At 55.8% G+C, this 17,305-nt stretch carries 13 protein-coding genes and 1 riboswitch; of the genes, 7 read left to right on the top strand and 6 right to left on the bottom strand.

Going from position 1 to position 17,305, the window contains the following annotated elements:
* Window positions 1-231 precede the first annotated feature (231 nt).
* From BXP70_RS23475 to BXP70_RS23460, 4 genes are all read left to right on the top strand, one after another.
* Window positions 232-2,769, top strand: coding sequence for a type IA DNA topoisomerase (locus BXP70_RS23475; RefSeq protein WP_086596565.1), 2,538 nt, complete (start codon window positions 232-234; stop codon window positions 2,767-2,769).
* Between the two features lie 178 nt (window positions 2,770-2,947).
* Complete coding sequence (locus tag BXP70_RS23470; RefSeq protein WP_179197797.1) at window positions 2,948-4,453, top strand: sensor histidine kinase; 1,506 nt, start codon at window positions 2,948-2,950, stop codon at window positions 4,451-4,453.
* Window positions 4,440-4,844 carry a response regulator gene (locus BXP70_RS23465; RefSeq protein ID WP_086596563.1) on the top strand — a complete coding sequence of 135 codons (405 nt, stop codon included), beginning with the start codon at window positions 4,440-4,442 and terminating at the stop codon, window positions 4,842-4,844. The genes BXP70_RS23470 and BXP70_RS23465 overlap by 14 nt, the downstream gene beginning before the upstream one ends.
* A gap of 122 nt (window positions 4,845-4,966) precedes the next feature.
* On the top strand, window positions 4,967-5,239 hold the full coding sequence (locus tag BXP70_RS23460) for a hypothetical protein (RefSeq protein WP_086596562.1): 273 nt from the start codon (window positions 4,967-4,969) through the stop codon (window positions 5,237-5,239).
* A gap of 102 nt (window positions 5,240-5,341) precedes the next feature.
* Here the strand turns inward: BXP70_RS23460 and BXP70_RS23455 are convergent, their stop codons facing one another.
* A complete protein-coding gene (locus BXP70_RS23455; RefSeq protein ID WP_086596561.1) occupies window positions 5,342-7,162 on the bottom strand; it encodes a prolipoprotein diacylglyceryl transferase family protein in 1,821 nt (606 codons plus the stop codon).
* 245 nt (window positions 7,163-7,407) lie between these two features.
* On the opposite strand from BXP70_RS23455, the gene BXP70_RS23450 reads away from it, so the two are divergent.
* Window positions 7,408-7,638: a DUF2905 domain-containing protein gene (locus BXP70_RS23450; protein WP_086596560.1), complete on the top strand. Its 231-nt coding sequence runs from the start codon at window positions 7,408-7,410 to the stop codon at window positions 7,636-7,638.
* Between the two features lie 29 nt (window positions 7,639-7,667).
* Here BXP70_RS23450 and BXP70_RS23445 read toward each other — a convergent pair whose 3' ends face one another.
* From BXP70_RS23445 to BXP70_RS23435, 3 genes are all read right to left on the bottom strand, one after another.
* The gene (locus BXP70_RS23445) at window positions 7,668-9,521 is read right to left on the bottom strand and encodes a prolipoprotein diacylglyceryl transferase (RefSeq protein WP_086596559.1); all 1,854 of its coding nucleotides are present in this window, start codon (window positions 9,519-9,521) and stop codon (window positions 7,668-7,670) included.
* Between the two features lie 197 nt (window positions 9,522-9,718).
* Window positions 9,719-11,212: an SDR family oxidoreductase gene (locus BXP70_RS23440; protein ID WP_086596558.1), complete on the bottom strand. Its 1,494-nt coding sequence runs from the start codon at window positions 11,210-11,212 to the stop codon at window positions 9,719-9,721.
* A 345-nt stretch (window positions 11,213-11,557) separates the two neighbouring features.
* Window positions 11,558-11,866: an SUMF1/EgtB/PvdO family nonheme iron enzyme gene (locus BXP70_RS23435; protein WP_086596557.1), complete on the bottom strand. Its 309-nt coding sequence runs from the start codon at window positions 11,864-11,866 to the stop codon at window positions 11,558-11,560.
* 123 nt (window positions 11,867-11,989) lie between these two features.
* On the opposite strand from BXP70_RS23435, the gene BXP70_RS23430 reads away from it, so the two are divergent.
* Window positions 11,990-13,645 carry an ArnT family glycosyltransferase gene (locus tag BXP70_RS23430; RefSeq protein WP_086596556.1) on the top strand — a complete coding sequence of 552 codons (1,656 nt, stop codon included), beginning with the start codon at window positions 11,990-11,992 and terminating at the stop codon, window positions 13,643-13,645.
* 188 nt (window positions 13,646-13,833) lie between these two features.
* Here BXP70_RS23430 and lysA read toward each other — a convergent pair whose 3' ends face one another.
* Together lysA and BXP70_RS23420 are read right to left on the bottom strand one after the other, a co-directional pair.
* On the bottom strand, window positions 13,834-14,982 hold the full coding sequence (lysA, locus tag BXP70_RS23425) for a diaminopimelate decarboxylase (RefSeq protein ID WP_086596555.1): 1,149 nt from the start codon (window positions 14,980-14,982) through the stop codon (window positions 13,834-13,836).
* Window positions 14,983-15,115: 133 nt separating this feature from the next.
* Window positions 15,116-15,808, bottom strand: coding sequence for a GDSL-type esterase/lipase family protein (locus BXP70_RS23420; protein WP_086596554.1), 693 nt, complete (start codon window positions 15,806-15,808; stop codon window positions 15,116-15,118).
* Between the two features lie 187 nt (window positions 15,809-15,995).
* Window positions 15,996-16,087, top strand: a riboswitch (SAM riboswitch).
* Between the two features lie 284 nt (window positions 16,088-16,371).
* On the opposite strand from BXP70_RS23420, the gene BXP70_RS23415 reads away from it, so the two are divergent.
* A complete protein-coding gene (locus tag BXP70_RS23415) occupies window positions 16,372-17,151 on the top strand; it encodes a phosphoadenylyl-sulfate reductase (RefSeq protein WP_086596553.1) in 780 nt (259 codons plus the stop codon).
* Window positions 17,152-17,305: the final 154 nt, after the last annotated feature.

The raw sequence follows: 17,305 nt of genomic DNA, 5'->3' as shown, positions 1-17,305 counted from the left end.
GCCACTGCTGCTACAACCTGAGTAGAATCATGAATCTTTATCTCATAACAACTCAGTCAATAAATCGAACCCCAGTAGGGGGCTTACTAGATTACAGGGGACGTAGGCAGTAATCCTCAGCTTCTGAAGGGCTAAGAACCCAACCTGAAAACGACCTTTCTGTGCCGTATCTTTGTTGATTCCTTGCTGAGCTAGCTCAGCGCCATCAGTGAATCAGCAACACCCTGCGATTTGAAAGTTTGCATTGCCGAAAAGCCTAGCGTCGCCCGCGAAATTGCCAACGTCATCGGTGCCAACCGGAAGATGGACGGCTACTTCGAGGGCAACGGCTACCAAGTAACCTGGACCTTCGGGCACTTCTGCCAGCTGCGCGAGCCCGAAGACTACCGCCCCGAGTGGAAGCGCTGGAGCATCCACGACCTGCCCATGGTGCCCGATAACTTCGGCATCAAGCTCATGCGCCGCGACGACGGCGTGGTGCGCCAGTTCAACGTGATTAAGAACCTGCTGGCCAACGCTGAAGAAGTCATCAACTGTGGCGACGCCGGACAGGAAGGCGAGGTCATTCAGCGCTGGGTGCTCACCGAGGCCAAGTACCGCAAGCCCTTCAAGCGCCTCTGGATTTCGTCTTTGACCGAAGAAGCCATTCGCCAGGGTTTTCAGAACCTGCGCGACGGGGCCGAGTTCGACCGCCTCTACCAGGCCGGCAAAAGCCGCGCCGTGGGCGACTGGCTTTTGGGGCTGAACGCCACACGCCTGTTTACGCTCAAGTACGCCGCCGGTCAGAAGCAGGTGCTCAGCATCGGACGCGTGCAAACGCCGACCCTAGCTCTGCTCGTAGATCGGTATCACGAAATTCAGAACTTCAAGCCGGAGCCGTACTGGGTGTTGCGCACTGAGTACCGCGGCACTATGTTCAGCCACGTCGCGCCGCCCAAGAAAAACAAAGCCGACGACGATGAGCCCGACGAAAAAGCGAGGTTGAAAGCGCGCGGCTACTTCGTGAGCGAGGAAGAAGCCAAGGCGGCCCTGGCGGCCGTGCAGCCCGCGCCGCTCACCGTTACGGGCGTCGAAATCAAAAAAGGCTACGAGTCGCCGCCGGCGCTATTTGACCTGACCTCGCTGCAAGTGCAGTGCAACAACCAGCTAGGTTTGTCGGCCGAAGACACGCTCAAAACCGTACAGAGCCTCTACGAGAAGAAAGTAGTGAGTTACCCGCGCGTTGATACGACGTATTTGCCTGACGACCAGTATCCCAAGATTCCTGGCATCTTGCAGGGCCTGAGTGCTTACCATAGCCTTACCCAGCCGCTGCTCGCCAACAAAATCCGCAAGTCGACCAAGGTCTTCAACAACCAGAAAGTCACCGACCACCACGCCATTATCCCGACGGGCGCGAGTGCCAACGGCCTAGGTGGCTACGAGAGCAGCGTGTATGATATCATCGTGCGGCGCTTCCTGGCCGCATTTTACCCTGACTGCGAAGTCTCGAACACAACGGTGACGGCCGAGGCGGCGGGCTACCCCTTCCGCGTACGGGGCCGTCAGATTCTGAACCCTGGCTGGCGCGTGGTGTACGGCGACCCGGCTGCGCAGCAAGCACCCGCTACGCCGAAAGCGGGTACCGAAGGCGACGATGACGTGGTAAACACCGTGCTGCCCACTTTCGAAAAAGGCGAAAGTGGACCGCACAAGCCACGCCTCGACCAGAAAGTAACCCAGCCTCCGCGCGAATACAGCGAAGCCATGCTACTGCGTGGCATGGAAACGGCCGGCCGCAACATCGACGACGACGAGCTGCGCCAAGCCATGAAGGAAAATGGCATCGGGCGACCCAGTACCCGGGCTGCTATTATCGAAACGCTGTTCAAGCGCGGCTACATCCGGCGCGACAAGAAGAAGATTATTCCTACTTCTACCGGCGTTGAGCTGATTGGCCTGATTCGGAATCCCACGCTAAAGTCGGCGGAGCTAACGGGGCAATGGGAGAAAAAGCTGCGGCAGATTGAAGCTGGCAACCTAGACTCGGACCAGTTCTTGGGCGAGTTGAAAAGCCTCGTGCGTGAGATGGTGCTAGAAGTAAAGCAGGACGGCTCGCGCCGTTCTATCACGGTAGGGGCGCCGGAGGCGGCAGCTACTGCCGCGGCGAAAGGAGGCTCGCAAGCGCCTGCGGCTAAGCCCGCGACGCCCGCTATTCCGGGCAGCCTAGGTCCGTGCCCATCCTGTGGGGCGGGACACATTCTGCGCGGCAAAACAGCGTTCGGCTGCTCCCGCTTTCGGGAAAACTGCCAATTTCGCTTACCGGCGACGTTTGAAGGCAAGAAGCTGACGGACAAGCAGGTGAGTGCGTTGCTTACCAAGGGCCGGACGCCCGTTATCAAAAGCTTTGTGGATGATGCCGGCGCCAAGTTCGACGCAGCTGTACGCCTTACGCCGCAGCACCAGCTAGAGCTGGTACGCGCCGCCGAAAGCAAGCCCACTACGACCGAAGATCCCGGCGTGATTCCGTGCCCAGTGTGCAAGCTAGGTACCATGCTGCGCGGCAAAGCGGCCTGGGGTTGCTCCCGTTTCCGCGAAGACTGCCAGTTTCGGGCGCCGTTTGAATGGGGTGGCAAGACGCTAAGCGAGGTGCAGATGAACCAACTGCTACGCAAGGGTAAAACCAGCGTCATTCGTGGGTTCTTGTCACAGCGCACGGGTGCGCGCTACGCGGCCGCTTTGCAAATCAGCGCCAACGGCCACATCGAACCGGTGTTCGAGAAAGAGTAAGGTTAATGTGCCAACGTGCCAGAAGCAAGGTTGATCGTATGCAAAACCCAGGTTTATAGAAAACTACGGTGAGGTCAACCGTAGAGGTTCTATTTTTGTCTGTATTGCTCAGACTCTGTTGTGGAGCGCACTACCTAGGTAGGAATGCTCATCTTGGCAAAGTCAATAACTTATGGACATGAATTATCTCTACGAAGAACTAGATCAGCTGCAAAAGAATCAAAGTGTCATTTTTGACTTTATCCAAGATACTGCATTAGGCGGCCTGTGGTACTGGGATCTGCATAATCCGGAAAACAGGTGGGTGTCGCCCTCGTTCTGGCGCACCATCGGGTACGACCCAAACGCGCTACTGAACGAGGCCGAACACTGGCAATCCGCCGTGAATGGGGAGGACCTAGCTGCCCTCAACGCGCAAGTCAGGGGTTGCGTGGCCTCCCAAACAAGGCGCTGCGAACAAATAGTGCGTTGTACTCATCAGCGTGGAACGACTGTGTGGCTGCTTTGTCACAGCCTGCTTATGCAAGACGACGCCGGCCAACCCTATCGGGTACTGGGGGTGTTTACTGACTTCACGCGGCAGCGCAACGAGGAAGTATACGCGCAGGAGCTAGCAAGCCACTACGGTTCTATTCTGAGCAACCAATCGGTGTACATCATCAAAACGGATGCGCAAGGCAACTATACCTACGTAAACGATTTCTTCTACGAGCGGTTTGGATACGACAGCAAGATCATTGGCACGTCGTCTTTGCAGAGCATTGTTCAAGAAGACTGGCCTAAATGCCTCGGAGTAGTTGGGCGCTGCTTCGCCGAACCCGAAGTGCCCCACCAAGTTATTCTGCGCAAGCCGTACCGCGACGGCACCGTCAAATCCAACCACTGGGAATTCAAGGGGTTATTGAACGGCGAGGGGCAAGTAGGTGAGATTCTATGCGTCGGCTACGACGTGACGCTGCTGGTTGAGAACCTTGAGAACTCGCAGAAGCTTCTGGCGCTCACGAAACAGCAGAACCATCGGCTGCAAAACTTCGCCTATATCATTTCCCACAACATCCGGTCGCACTCGGCCAACCTCACGTCGCTGGTGAAGCTCATGCAGCTTTCCACCAACCAGGAGCAAAGCGCGATGTTCCTGCAAATGCTGAAAACTAGCACCGACAAGCTAGCCGAAACCATCGTTAACCTTAATGAGATTGTAACGGCCAACAGCAATGCCAACCAGCCCAAAGAGTCCCGCAAGCTGCGGCAAGAAGTAGACAAAACCTTAGAGGCGCTTAATGTACTTATTCACGAAAGCAGCATTGCCGTTACCATCGATATTCCGGCCGAGGTAACGGTGAATGTGGTGCCTGCGTACCTGGACAGTATTTTGCTTAACTTGATTAGCAACGCTATCAAGTACCGCTCCACCAGCGCCCACCCCACCATTGCCTTAAGCTGTTACCAGGAAGCCGAGTTTATTGTCTTGGCGATCAAAGATAATGGCCTAGGTATCGACCTGAATCGTCATCGGACGAAGCTTTTTGGTATGTATAAGACCTTCCACAGCAACGAAGATGCCCGGGGAGTTGGCCTTTTTATCACGAAGAACCAGGTGGAAGCAATGAATGGTAAGATCGATGTGGAAAGTGAGCTAGGTACTGGATCCACCTTTAAAGTTTACTTCAATGAAAGTGTTTGATCTGGTTTATGTTATTGAGGACGATCCAATTACGTCGATTATCACGGAGTTAGTCGTGAAGCAGAACGCGGCCTTCGGCGAAGTTCAGAAATACATGAACGGCCAGGAAGCCTACGACGCACTAGTGGCACTGCAATGGGCAGAAGAAGTGCCGGACTTGATTTTACTCGATCTTAATATGCCCGTCATGGATGGGTGGGAATTTCTGGACGCCTTCTCCGCGCTGCAACTGCCCAAGCAAGTATGCGTGTACGTGCTGACTTCCTCTATTCACCCCGAGGATATGGAGAAATCGAGAATGTACAAGGAAGTAAAAGGTTACTTCACCAAGCCGTTGGATGGCGATGTACTAAATCAGATGGTGCAGCTAGCTACCGGGGGCCGGGCATAACAATTGCGGCCAAGACGGCGCTAGTCACTTCCTCCACGTAGGATAAAACGGGGTATGCGTTTTACCTGCTGCTACGGCCGCCATGGGGTACCCCGGCGGACCTAGGCCATTAATCTGTTTTTATGTCTTCTAACCTGTTTACTACCCGCTTGTTAGGGTACCTGGTGGGGCTGGTTCCGCTGGTTGCCTTGCTGTTGTTATTTCGCCAAGCTGTGCCCCAAACCCTAGCGTTGGGGCTCGCTACGGGAGGCACGGTGGTATCGGTGTGGGTACAGCAAGCGGCCCGCAAGCGCCACCCGTACAACTTCAAAGACCCCGGTGAGTGGTGGGCACTAGGCGTTTACGCCGCTCTAGTGATAAGCATTATTGTACTGGTGCAGCTGTTCTGGAAGTGAGAAGTTAGCTTATTGGCTGGGTAGAAAACCCAAGATTACTATTGCCGAATCTGAACCCCGCATGCCATCTGCTTCTATCGTAGTGTGGTGTTGCCGAGGTGCTTACTTCTTGCCTCGAAAGTCGTAGCGCAGGCGCACGCTTGCCTGCCGAAACTCGCGCCCACCGAGCGTAAAGTAAGGCTCCAGGGCTAGGTTGGGCTGCGGCCGCAAGCTAGCTTCCAGAAAGAAGGCTTTGTTGCGGCTGCGTTCGGGTACTTCGTAGGCTTTACCCATCGCTATGCCAGCCAGCAGTTGCAGCCGCCCACCGGATCGGAACTGCGAACCTAGGCCAAAGCGCGTAGCTGGGTTTCCCAAACCCGCCACCGGAGAGTTATATTCCGCTTGCGCGTAGAGCAGCTCTTTGGGGCCAACTCGCAGTAGAGCATACGTATCGAAGCTGTTTACGTCGTAGGTAGCACCTCTTTTATTATAGCCCAGCGAACCGACCCAGAAACCGATACCCCCACTTACATAGCGGGTGTGGAGGATGCCATAGGGCATAATCGTAAGCAACTTTTGGGAGCGGGTAAGCACCCCCGTCGAGTCGTCGTACGCCCGGTCGCGCCCTACCATACCGTGAATACCTAGCTCTACGCTGCGCGACCGAACCCGACCGTTTCGCTCTCTGTAGAACTGAGCCGTGTGGGCCACCCCTAGGTGCGCCGATTGATAGTGGTGCCGGAAAGGCTCGGCCGGGGGTGGGGGTGCACTACCGCAACCCGACGATTCATACTCCTGCATCCGGGAAAAACGGCCGTTGCCAACGCCGCCCGTTACCGACCAATAGCTTTGGCGAGAAGCAGAATCAACCGGCGTTTGATTAGTGAACAGCAGCACGAGAGAAGCCAAGCCGAGTGGTAGGCCCACCAATCGCGGCTGCGTAGCGGCGCGTGACCCGTTGAGCAGCAACCTACCTAGCTCCAACATCAGCACAGGCAGCAGCAGCGCTTTGATAACCAAAACCTCGGGTAGCGTAAGCGCCCAAGGACCTAGCATGGCCGTAATGCCCAGCAGCCCGGCGGTACCCAGCAAATTGCGAAGCGTATGGTTCACTGGTATCGTGGCGGGGCGCACCGTCGCGCTGCGCCTTACTAGGTAGAGCCACCAAAACAGCGAAACAGCAACCAGAAGCAGCAGCACCCATTGCACCTCTTTGAGCACGATGCTGCCTACTGGCCGCAACGTAGCGCCAACCCGCTCGCTGGCTGGGTCACGCATGAATTCCATCCAGAAACGCCCGAGCAGCAGCAGAAAAAGCCCTAGCAAGCGCCAACTGCCCCCTGGCCACGGTTTGCGGCGCACTAGCAGAATGATGGCACCGGCTGCTAGGCACAGCAGCAACTGGTACACTTGCACGGGATGTACCGGCAACGAGTGCGAAGCGGTAGCAGCGATCAGGCCGCGCTGCACTTGGGTCAGGAAGGGCGGCGTGCCGGGTGCGTAGCTGAGGCCAAGCCCGTCGTGCGCCAATCCCCCGAAGCAGCAGCCCGTCAGTAGGCAGCCTACGCATTGCACGGCCAGCGCGACGCAAAACGGCACCGTAAACGCATCGAAAACGTGCCAGCTAAAGCCTAGCCAGCGCCGCAAGGCCAGCAGCGCCAGCGTGCCGCTTATGGCGCCACCTAGGGCAGAGCGCATAGTAGAAGTCGGCCACTGCCCGTGTTGCCACCACGCTACCCACTCGGCGGTCGGAACCGCTATCAGCTTGGTACCCAAGATAAATGCTAGGGTTGTGCAGGCCATTAGCAGCAACCATGTGCGCAACGGGTAACCCCGCCGATGCCCTTCCCACAACAGTAGCGCTTGGTTTACCGCAAAGGCGAGTAGATAAAACAGCGAGTAATAATGATGCCCTATAGGAGAAGGTAAGAGTAGCGTAGGCATAAAATAGAGTTAATAGCAAAGGGAGAACGTAGGTCGTCAGGGAAGTCGCTACTAAATCGGATACTGCCAGCGGAATACCCGTCTAAAATTTCACAGAATCAGACACTAAAATAGAGTTATTGTATGCAATAAGTGGTTGTGAATAAAGAATATAAGTAGCGAAAGCGGGGATATTTCAAATAGTTGGAGGACTCTTGCCAAGCGGTGCGTATACTAGCTCTAGATACAGCTTATGACCTACACTCATGACTCCCTCACTCGGCAAAGCACTTGTTTTACTTGGGCTAGGTATTGCGATATTAGGTGCTTTCCTGTGGCTAGGTGGCGGTAGCTTGCTGAGCTGGTTTGGCCGCCTGCCCGGCGATGTGCGCGTGGAACGGCCTGGCTTTCGGCTTTATGCGCCCATTGCTTCCATGCTGCTGCTGAGCTTGTTGGTTAGCCTAATCATGTGGCTGGTGCGACGCTTGGGAAGCTAAGTTTGAATAGCCGTGTAGCGTACTGCCCATTAACGGTCAGCGACTGCGGGCAAGCGGTAGCGCACCTGTAGTCGTAATTGGTTTACGTGCTTGAAATTAGTAGCTGCGTACGGCAATAGTTCCCAATGGGCGCTTATGGGAATATTGCCTTGCAAGAAGGGAATGTAGGAGGAGCTAGACCGTTCGAACAATCCTACATTCGATTCGCTGTTGACCAAAGCTAGGCCAGTTAGCAAGCGAGGGTGCTTGTGGCCGAAGCCCGAACCTAGGCCAATCATAGAAGTGCCGTCACCGACTCCTCGGGCCCCTTGGTTGAGGCTGATGTGAAGGAACACATAAGGCATGTAGCCACCCTCTAGCAGGAATTGTAGTCTGACGTTGTTCCGTTTGCCGGGGCTGTACGGAAAATCATAGGCAGCCGTACCAAAGTGGGCACCTAGCCCTAGCCGTAGGTACTTAGGATGCGCAAATTCTAGGTAAGGGTTGACGGTGAGCAACTGCCGCTTACCCCCATAGGTGAAGGTTGGTACGGGAGAGGAGCCTGCATACGCCATAAAGGTGGAATCCTGATCCGGCAAAAACCGGGTTTGCCCTAGGTGCAGCGCCGCTCCATAGGTGACGGTGAGGTGCCGGCCAAGCGGTTGGCTGCGCGCAACGTCGAGCGTACCTATCTGGTAATGTTGACGATACGTCGGAACAGCGTAGCGCGTGCCAGAACATCCGTAGGGATAATCATACAGCTGCCGCATAGAGCCAGCCGAACCACCCATGCTGACGGTCGTGTAGCGCCGCTGCTCATCCTGAGTGCTTGGTTCCTGGGGCGCAGGTGCCTGGCTCATGGTCAGCATGGCCACGCAGCCAAGCACAGCAGCTAGCTTCGCAACGGGGTTCGCACGCCCGCGCAGCTGACGCAAATAGTTCGCTTCCAATACTAGTACCACCAACAGTAGGCTTTGCACCACCCCGCGCTCCGACCACGTCAGCCACTGTGGGCCTAGCGCGGCGGTGAGCAACAGTAGCCCGGCCACAGTTAGCATGGGCCGCCAAGAAGCTGGCTGGCTAGTATGCGTAGCAGGAGCAGTTGTTTTCTTCTGGTAGATAAGCCAGCTGCCTAGCACGGGCAAGGCAAGTAGCAAGCCCCATTGTACGGGTTTAAGGTAGCCCCAGAGTCCAGTGCCTACTACGTCGCCGGCCACGTCACGCCAGAATTCGAAGCCAAATCGGCCGAGTACGTACACCACCAGCACCAGGGTAAAGCGCCAGCCTGCTGGCCACTGCTGCTTACGAGTTGCCAGCAGGCCGACTGCAATGCTCAGGCAGAGAATAATCTGGTAAAGTTGCGCCGGATGCACCGGCAGCGACCTAGGTGCACTGGCCTCTAGCAGGCCACCCGACACATGCGTCAGGAAAGGAAGTGTACCCGGCGCATAAGCCACGCTGAATGGCAGCGTAGGCGCTACAGTGCCAAAGCAACAACCCGTCAGCAAACAGCCAACCCCTTGTACAGCCAGGCCAACCATGAGCGGCAAAGCCAGCATGTCGTAGGCGCCCCGGCCAAAGCCTAGCCAGCGCCGTAAAACACTGACTGCCAATATTGCACCTAGCAAGCCGCCGAGAATAGAGCGGTGGTCGGGGCCGGTCCAGCTACCTAGCGCAACCAAGTGGTGCCAGTCGGCAACCGAACCCGCAATCAACTTCGTGCCCAGGATAAGCAGCAGTTGAGCACCCGCCATCAGCACGAGCCAGGGCCGCCAGGCGTACTGTCGCTGCTTGGCTGCTAGCAGCAGGAGTGCGCCCGCCACGCCAAAGCCTAGCAGATAAAAAACGTCGTAATAATAATGACCAACCGGAGTCGGTAGTAGCAGGTGTAAGCCTAAGGACATAGGAGAGCAATAGCAAGACGTAGCGACACGCTAAAATCGTTGCTCAAATCTCCACTTTCGTGACAGAAAATAATACCCAATAAGTATTGTCAAAGGACTTTTAATAAGATGGGTGAGGTTTTGTAACTAGCTTATATACAAGTGGTAATTGTCTGTATTAAGGACTTTGCAACGGTGGCCAGCAGAAAAGAAACTACTTAAATTCCTGCGGGGGCGGGCTGAGAACCTAGCACCGGCACCGCCTCGCCATATTGCACGATATTCTCGATCATGCCACGGAAGATGATAAAGTGAAACGGCACCAGCGAGTACCAGTACAGCCGCCCCGCCAACCCATGGGGCCGGAAGGCCGCCAACTGCTCCAGCCGATGAGTACCATCGTCGTTTCCTGTAATTCGAAACTGTAGCCACGCTTCGCCGGGTAGTTTCATTTCGGCATAGAGCAGCAACCGGCGGCTACTGCGGTCCGCGACGAGCACGCGCCAGAAATCGAGTGGGTCGCCGGCGCGCAGCTTGGTGGGAGAGCGGCGGCCGCGGCGTAACCCCACGCCACCCACGAACTTGTCCATGAGCCCGCGAATGCGCCAGAGCCAATCCACTTTGTACCAGCCCCGGTCGCCGCCGATGCTCCACACGTTGCGCAGCACTTCGTTTGGGTCGCGAGTGAAGTTCAACACTTGGCGGTTGGTGAGCACACCGTGCTGCGGAATCTGCACGAAGTCCATGTAATTTTTTTGGATCACGCCGCTGCTCAGTGCGTCGCTCCAGCTGCTGATCACCTCGTTTTGCTCGATGCGCGAAAAAGCTAGCTCCAGCGCCGCGCGATAACTCATGCACTCATGCGGTATTATTGCCTGAATACTCCGCCCCGGATCGGCCACTGTGTCGTTGCGTAGGCTTTCCACGAGGCTTTGCGCCAGCGAAAACGTCGTACGCGTCACCAGAAATAGCCACCACGACGACAACCGCGGCGTGAGCACCGGCACCGTGATAATGTAGCGCCGGTAACCGCGTACCTCGGCCAGCCCCATCAGCATCTGCTTGTAGGTCAGCACATCTGGTCCGCCGATATCGAACTTTTTACCGAAGCAATCGGGATTATCGAGTACGGCGGTGAGGTAAAACATCACGTCGCGGATACCAATGGGTTGGCAGCGCGAGTTGAGCCAGCGCGGCGTCACCATTACCGGCAGCTTCTCCACCAAGTCGCGAATAATCTCGAACGACGCCGAGCCCGACCCAATGATAATGCTCGCTCGCAGCACCGTCAGCCTAGCTTTCTCTGCCTTCTCCAGCACCGACTCCACCGCTTTGCGCGAGCGTAGGTGGGCCGACAGGCCTTGGTCGTTTACGATGCCGCTCAGGTAGATAACTTGCTTAGCAGTGGTCTGGTCGAGGTAATCAACAAAATTCTGCGCCGAATCTTGCTCCGACTGTACGAAGTCCTTGTCGTTGCCGCTCATCGAGTGCACCAAGTAATAGGCGGCATCCAGGTCGCGGGGCAGGTCGCGCAGGGAGCTAGGTTGGAGCAAGTCGCCCTGGGCCACGGTTACGCGGGCACGGAGGCGTTCGGGCAACTCAAAGCGGCGCGGGTCGCGCACCAAGCAGATCACTTCATGTTCGGCCTCCACCAGTAGCGGAAGCAAGCGTTGGCCGATGTAGCCATTGGCACCGGTGAGCAGGATTTTCATGGGGCGGGGCGGAAAGGTACAAGCAGATAACCCGTTCGGCTTCCGTTAGTTGTGGAAGCGAAAAAAGTAGATACCTAATACCTGCTCCGCGCCAAAGTTGAAGCGCCTGCCAAGCGAGAACGAAAGCTGATAGATTATTTGAAATGGAAGTTCATCTATCAGCTAGGCTAAAGCATATGTTGTGCGTTCATGCTTTGATTAGTTGAACACTATACTACAGATCTCTTGCAACACGGAATCCCACACCTCCGCTGCGGTAGTTCCGAAGGGTAAAGACACGGCCAGGTGCCCAATTGCGAAATCCCGAACGACGCATTTGCGGCGGATCTTCCTAGTCTTCACTTCTTACCATCCGGCTTTCACTGGCTTTTTGCCGTTCATAAAGGAAAGCCTTCCCGTCATATGCAAAACGACATCTTCCTTATAAGCAGACCCATCAGCCGGTATTTGAGTAATAGTAAAGGAGGCTTCCACATACTGCAAGACATTTCCATGCGTGTCGTACAGGCCAAATGCATTCGGCGGAAAAAATCCAACTGGTAAAGTGCCCAGCCATTTATCCCGCTCTACTGCTGCCCCTACCCAGCCGGAGTCAGCGCCATATCCCACTGCTCCGCACAAAGCAACCGTGTCGTTCTGCAACGGCTTGGGCAAATCCTAGACCCTGCCGCAAATGATTTCTAGAGCGAAAAAGAAGAGGAATAGAGGCAGACAGATGACGCGCCCGCCCATTTTGGCTAACATTGCAGCCGTTTGCATTGGCCAAAAAACGCTGTTATGTCTGCTCCTCTCACCTCCCGCACTTGGCTTTGGTTGTTTCTATTGGTGCTAGGGCTAGCTTTTCTGGTGAACATTGGCAGTTGGGGCCCGCTGGAAAGTAGCGAGGCGCGCTACTCCGAAATTGGCCGTGAAATGCTTACTGGGCAAGATTGGCTGCATCCGCGTTTGCTGGGCATTCAGCACTTTCACAAGCCGCCGCTCACCTACTGGCTCGTGGCGGCCGGACTAGGAGCATTCGGGCAGAATGCCGCTGCCGTGCGCATTTTGCCCATTCTGGCGGTGCTGCTGCAAGTGCTGCTAGTGTACGGCCTAGGGCAGATCCTCTTTCGCGGCGACCGGGCGCGTTCCTTGGCTGCGGCTGTTATCTACGGTACGCTGCCTGTCGTGCTCATTTCAGCCCTCAATGTCACGACGGATGCCTACCTAGCTACCCTGGAACTAGCTGCTACGTACGGCATCCTGCGGTATTACCAGCAGGGCGGTGCGCGGTGGCTGTACTTGTTTTGGGTGGGCCTAGGGCTAGCTTTCCTGACCAAAGGCCCAGTTGGCTTTGTGCTGCCGCTGATGGCAGTTATCAGTTTCTATTTCAGGGAAAAGCAAACCCGACGACCTTTTACCAAGCATCATGCTTTGGGTATTGCTTTGTTCGTGCTGGTTGGGTTGAGCTGGTACTTGTATTTGATAGCCGAAAATCCAGCGTTTGTGCGCTACTTTCTGTTTGAGCACACTGTGGAGCGCTTTGCTAATGCCGCCACTTTCAACCGGGCTAAGCCGTGGTGGTTTTACGTAGTGCTGGCGCCTGCCACTAGCTTGCCGTGGTCGGTGGCGCTGATTAGCCGGGCCGTGCGCACGCCGTGGCGCGAAGTGCCCCAGCAGTGGCGCAACGTGCTCGTTTTCTGGGTGGTGGTGCCGCTCATCTTCTTCTCCATTTCGAAGTCGAAGTTGCTATTGTACGTGCTGCCTATCTTCCCCGGTGTGGCCTTACTGACGGTGTACTACCTAGGTCGCCTCACCGATGCCGTGTTATTCCGCTGGTACGTAGGCATTGTGGCACTGTATGGCTTGCTGTTGGCGGTGCTGTGCTTGCTCCCTGTGCTCTTGACCGTCTTTCCTGGTATCCCGCTGGAAATGAGCCCCTTCACGGTAGTACGGCCCGCAGCTGGCGTCATTGTGCTGGTCCTACTCCTCACGCTGTGGGACCAGGTACGCATTGCACCGCGCATCTTGGCCGCGACGGTGGTGTTCACGGCGGCGCTCTTGCTTACTGCCAAGCCCATCATGGACCAGAACGAGCTAGCTTTCAACGGCAGCCGTCCGTTGGTGGAGTTTCTGCGTCAGCATCAGCTTACTAAGCGCACCGTGTTGGTGTACAATGAGTTGCTACCATCATTGGCGTTTGAGCTAGGGAAGCTGCCCGTCTCGCTCTACGATGGCAATGAAAACTTGCACCGCGAAACCCAGTTCGAGGCTGACGAAACGTGGCGCCGTAACCTGATCATGCTCCCTGACTCACGCCAGGAACCTTACCTTGGTAGCTTGCTCGTGCAACACCCGGCCTTGCTCGTGAAAGGCGAGCTGAAAGAAGAGCGCAAATGGATGCTGCGTTACTTCACCCACCACGAAGGCCTAGGTAAGTGGACGATCTACTGGTAATCCTGGACCACGGATTCGACGGATTTTTCGGATTCCACGGATTTTGTAGTCATCAAAAGTTATTCACCAAGGCAGCTAACGCACAAAGGCCTTCCTAGCATTAGGAAGGCCTTTGTGCGTTAGCATACGTGCAAAGAGGAGTCGGCTACAAAATCCGTGGAATCCGAAAAATCCGTCGAATCCGTGGTTCAGGCATGGGCGTAATACGCTGGCGCCTTTTCTCTTAAGTTGTAGTGCGACGACATTACCTCGCCGTACGCGCCCGCCGAGCGGAGGGCAATCAGGTCGCCGCGCTTGGTTTCGGGCAATAGTACTTCCTGACCGAAACGGTCCGACGACTCGCAGATAGGACCTACTACGTCGTAAGGCTGCACGGCGCCTTGGCTGCTCAGGTTTTGGATGTGATGATGGCTGCCATAGAGCGCGGGGCGGATCAGCTCGGTCATGCCCGCATCGAGGATGGCAAACTGCGTTTGCTGGCTGCGCTTCACAAAGAGCACTCGGCTAATAAGCGAGCCGCATTGCGCTACCACAGCCCGACCTAGCTCCATGTGCACCCGCTGACCGGGGCGGCGCACGAGGTGCTGCTCGAAGGTGCGGAAGTAAGTGTCAAAATCTGGAACGGGGTTCTGGTCGGGCGCTTGATAGTCGATGCCGAGGCCGCCCCCGACGTTGAGGTGCGGAAGAGAATAACCTTGCTCTTCCAGCCAGTTTTGCAGCTCGTTTAGTTTATCGCTCAGTTCCCCAAACACTCTTAGGTCCGTAATCTGCGAACCAATGTGGGCGTGTAGGCCCACCAGCTCTAGGTTGGGCAACGAAGGCAACTGCGCCACTACGCTCGGTAAGTCGACCAGGCTAATACCGAACTTGTTGGCTTCCAGGCCGGTCGTGATGTAGTGGTGGGTGTGGGCATCCACGTTGGGGTTGACGCGCAACGCCACGCGGGCCTTCCGATTTTGGGCACCCGCTAGCTCGTTCAACACCACCAGCTCCTCCACCGATTCCACGTTGAAGCACCAGATGTCGGCCGCCAGGGCTAGGTTCAGTTCCGCGTCCGATTTGCCTACGCCGGCAAACACAACATCCTGCGGGCTAAAGCCAGCGTCCAGCGCGCGCTGCACTTCGCCACCGCTCACGCAGTCGGCGCCCAGGCCATGCTGCCGGATGCGCTCCAGCACGGGCAAGTTAACGTTGGCTTTCAAGGCGTAGTGCACGTGAAAGCCGCGGGGCTGCGCGGCTTGTTGCAGCGCCGTGAGCGTTTGCTCTAGCAGGGCTAGGTCGTAGAAGTAAAAAGGAGTGGAGTGGGCGTGAAGCTCCGCCGGTAGCGAGAAGGACATTGGTGAAAAGCAGCGTAAAAACCGCGCGAATGTACGGCGAGAACCTAGCTAAATAGTAACGCTGGGCGTCGCAGTTATAAAAACTTACGTTAGCAGCAGGCAGCCGCTAGGGGAGGAGCCAGACGCTTAGCAACTACCGGATAAGCAGCGGTACAACCGGTGCAACTAGCTTTTTAGAGCCTGTAGCATCCAGGTGCAGCCCGTCGGTGGTCATCGTTTCCATGTTGAGCCCAGGCGTCTTGTAGCCATTCACAAATAGGCAATTCGTCTGTTTTGCCACCTTTTGGAAGGCTTGGCTCATCTTTTTTACGCGTTCATTGCCCCCACGGTATTTCTCCGTGGCCTCCGCTTTGGTCCCGTAGGGCGGCGGAGAAATGATGATAATCTTTGCCTGATTAATAGTAGGGTAGCCGCAGTTTTTGATCTTGCTGATAAGCCTTGCTAGGTTTTGCGGTACTTCCTGCTGACGATCCGCAAAAACGGCCTTAGCATCATTGGTGCCCAGTTCCAGCACTACAAAGTCGAAGGGGCGGTCGTGGGTAAACTCGGCCGCCTTCCGGATGTTTTCGTCAATAACAAGCAAGGAGTTTAAGGTACTGTCGCCTAGGTTGAGAAAGCCGATGGTTCGCCCCGACTTGCTGATGTTAAAAACCTGAGCGTTCGGGAGCGCCAACTGGAGTTGCTTGGGCCAACTCTCGGGAAAAGTGCCGTTGCTGTCACCTAGGGTGAAGATGTTGAGCGATTTGCTAGCAGAGGTGGTTTGGGCGCAAAGCCCGAAGGGCATGAGCAACAAAAAGACGGAGAGTGTTCTTAGGGTGAGGTTCATGCGGTTGCCTAGGGTGGAAAGTCCTCGTTCTTGGAGGGCGTATAGGGAGCTTCGCTTTTTGATGAAGCTGAGCCAAATAAAGCCTCTCTGCTGCTTCTAATTGCAAGTGCCCGCCGCCCGTAAGTTATGATTATTAAGAAATGGCTATTACTTTTGCACCCATTCAATCTTTCTAACCAAAGGATTGTTTTTATACAGAGGCGTGGAGAGACAGGCTCGACGAAACGCCGACAACCCCCGGAGCGTCCGGAACGGTGCCAAGTCCTGATTATATAAAAACAACACAGCCGTGAAACTGCCGCTTTCCTCCGCCGCTTATCCCACCACCTCTGCATCCGTACAGCATGGATGTTGTGGCATGTGTATGGATGGGCTTATGCGGTGCTGCTAACGTTTCTTGCATCTTTTCTCCTCTTCCTTGGTTTAACACGTTGGTAATGACCTTAGAGGTCTTGCCACACGTATCGCAGTAGCCGCTCACCGTAGGCTGAAGTTCGCGCCGACCCACTGAGCCTACTGCAAAACAGGAGCTAGCCCTCCCACAATCCTTGAATTCTTTTGCTATGCAACTACCATCTGAAGGCCGGGTCGACGACCTGCGCCAGGAGTTAGCCGGACGTAGTGCAGTTGAGATCCTCACCTACGCTGCGTCACTCTTCCCGGAGAAAGCTGTTTTTTCAACTTCTTTCGGTATCGAAGATCAGATTATCAGCCATTTGATCTTTACGAATAACCTGCCCATCAAGGTCTTTACTTTAGATACGGCCCGCAACTTCCAGGAAACTTATTCTACCTGGAACAAGACCCTGCTGAAGTACGAAAAGCCCATCGAGACGTACTTCCCCAATCAGCAGAGTGTGCAAGAGCTGCTGCTCAACAAAGGGCCGAATAGTTTCTACGAAAGCGTAGATAACCGCAAAGAGTGCTGCTACATCCGCAAAGTAGAGCCTCTGAACCGCGCCTTAGCTGGTCAGCACTTGTGGTTTACTGGCATTCGCGCCGAGCAATCGGCCAACCGCCAAGAAATGCACCCCGTGGAGTGGGACGAAGCGCACCAACTCATCAAAGTACACCCCTTGTACAACTGGACCTGGGACCAGTGCTGGGAGTACGTGCGCGAGCAAGGCATTCCCGTGAACCCTTTGCACAAGCAAGGGTTTGTGAGCATTGGCTGCGCACCCTGCACCCGTGCCATTCAGCCGGGCGAGGATTTCCGCGCCGGCCGTTGGTGGTGGGAAGATCAGTCGGCTAAGGAGTGCGGCCTGCACACCCACGGCACCCACGACGGGCCAGACCCGGTGGTGGAGCCCATTACCAGCACCACACCCGCTCCAAGCAACTAACTCAGTTTGTCAATTCCTTGCGCCGCTCGGAATGACAGATCAGGGTTTTACAACCTAGTAACTAATTCGCCAAGCTTGCCTTGGTTTACCTCTCAAGGTCGTGGGGCCTAGCTTCTGCCCAAAAGCAAGGCTAATGCAAAGCCCAGACGACGCC

This window comes from Hymenobacter crusticola (genome assembly GCF_002154225.1).
Taxonomy (GTDB): domain Bacteria; phylum Bacteroidota; class Bacteroidia; order Cytophagales; family Hymenobacteraceae; genus Hymenobacter; species Hymenobacter crusticola.
This window is presented reverse-complemented; position numbering and strand designations above follow the sequence as displayed.

Excerpts from the sequence above, each read along its gene's own strand:
- BXP70_RS23415 (WP_086596553.1), top strand. The coding sequence starts at position 16,372 with ATGCAACTACCATCTGAAGGCCGGGTCGACGACCTGCGCCAGGAGTTA.
- BXP70_RS23445 (WP_086596559.1), bottom strand. The coding sequence starts at position 9,521 with ATGTCCTTAGGCTTACACCTGCTACTACCGACTCCGGTTGGTCATTAT.
- BXP70_RS23465 (WP_086596563.1), top strand. The coding sequence starts at position 4,440 with ATGAAAGTGTTTGATCTGGTTTATGTTATTGAGGACGATCCAATTACG.
- lysA (WP_086596555.1), bottom strand. The coding sequence starts at position 14,982 with ATGTCCTTCTCGCTACCGGCGGAGCTTCACGCCCACTCCACTCCTTTT.
- BXP70_RS23450 (WP_086596560.1), top strand. The coding sequence starts at position 7,408 with ATGACTCCCTCACTCGGCAAAGCACTTGTTTTACTTGGGCTAGGTATT.
- BXP70_RS23440 (WP_086596558.1), bottom strand. The coding sequence starts at position 11,212 with ATGAAAATCCTGCTCACCGGTGCCAATGGCTACATCGGCCAACGCTTG.
- BXP70_RS23455 (WP_086596561.1), bottom strand. The coding sequence starts at position 7,162 with ATGCCTACGCTACTCTTACCTTCTCCTATAGGGCATCATTATTACTCG.
- BXP70_RS23460 (WP_086596562.1), top strand. The coding sequence starts at position 4,967 with ATGTCTTCTAACCTGTTTACTACCCGCTTGTTAGGGTACCTGGTGGGG.
- BXP70_RS23420 (WP_086596554.1), bottom strand. The coding sequence starts at position 15,808 with ATGAACCTCACCCTAAGAACACTCTCCGTCTTTTTGTTGCTCATGCCC.
- BXP70_RS23430 (WP_086596556.1), top strand. The coding sequence starts at position 11,990 with ATGTCTGCTCCTCTCACCTCCCGCACTTGGCTTTGGTTGTTTCTATTG.
- BXP70_RS23470 (WP_179197797.1), top strand. The coding sequence starts at position 2,948 with ATGAATTATCTCTACGAAGAACTAGATCAGCTGCAAAAGAATCAAAGT.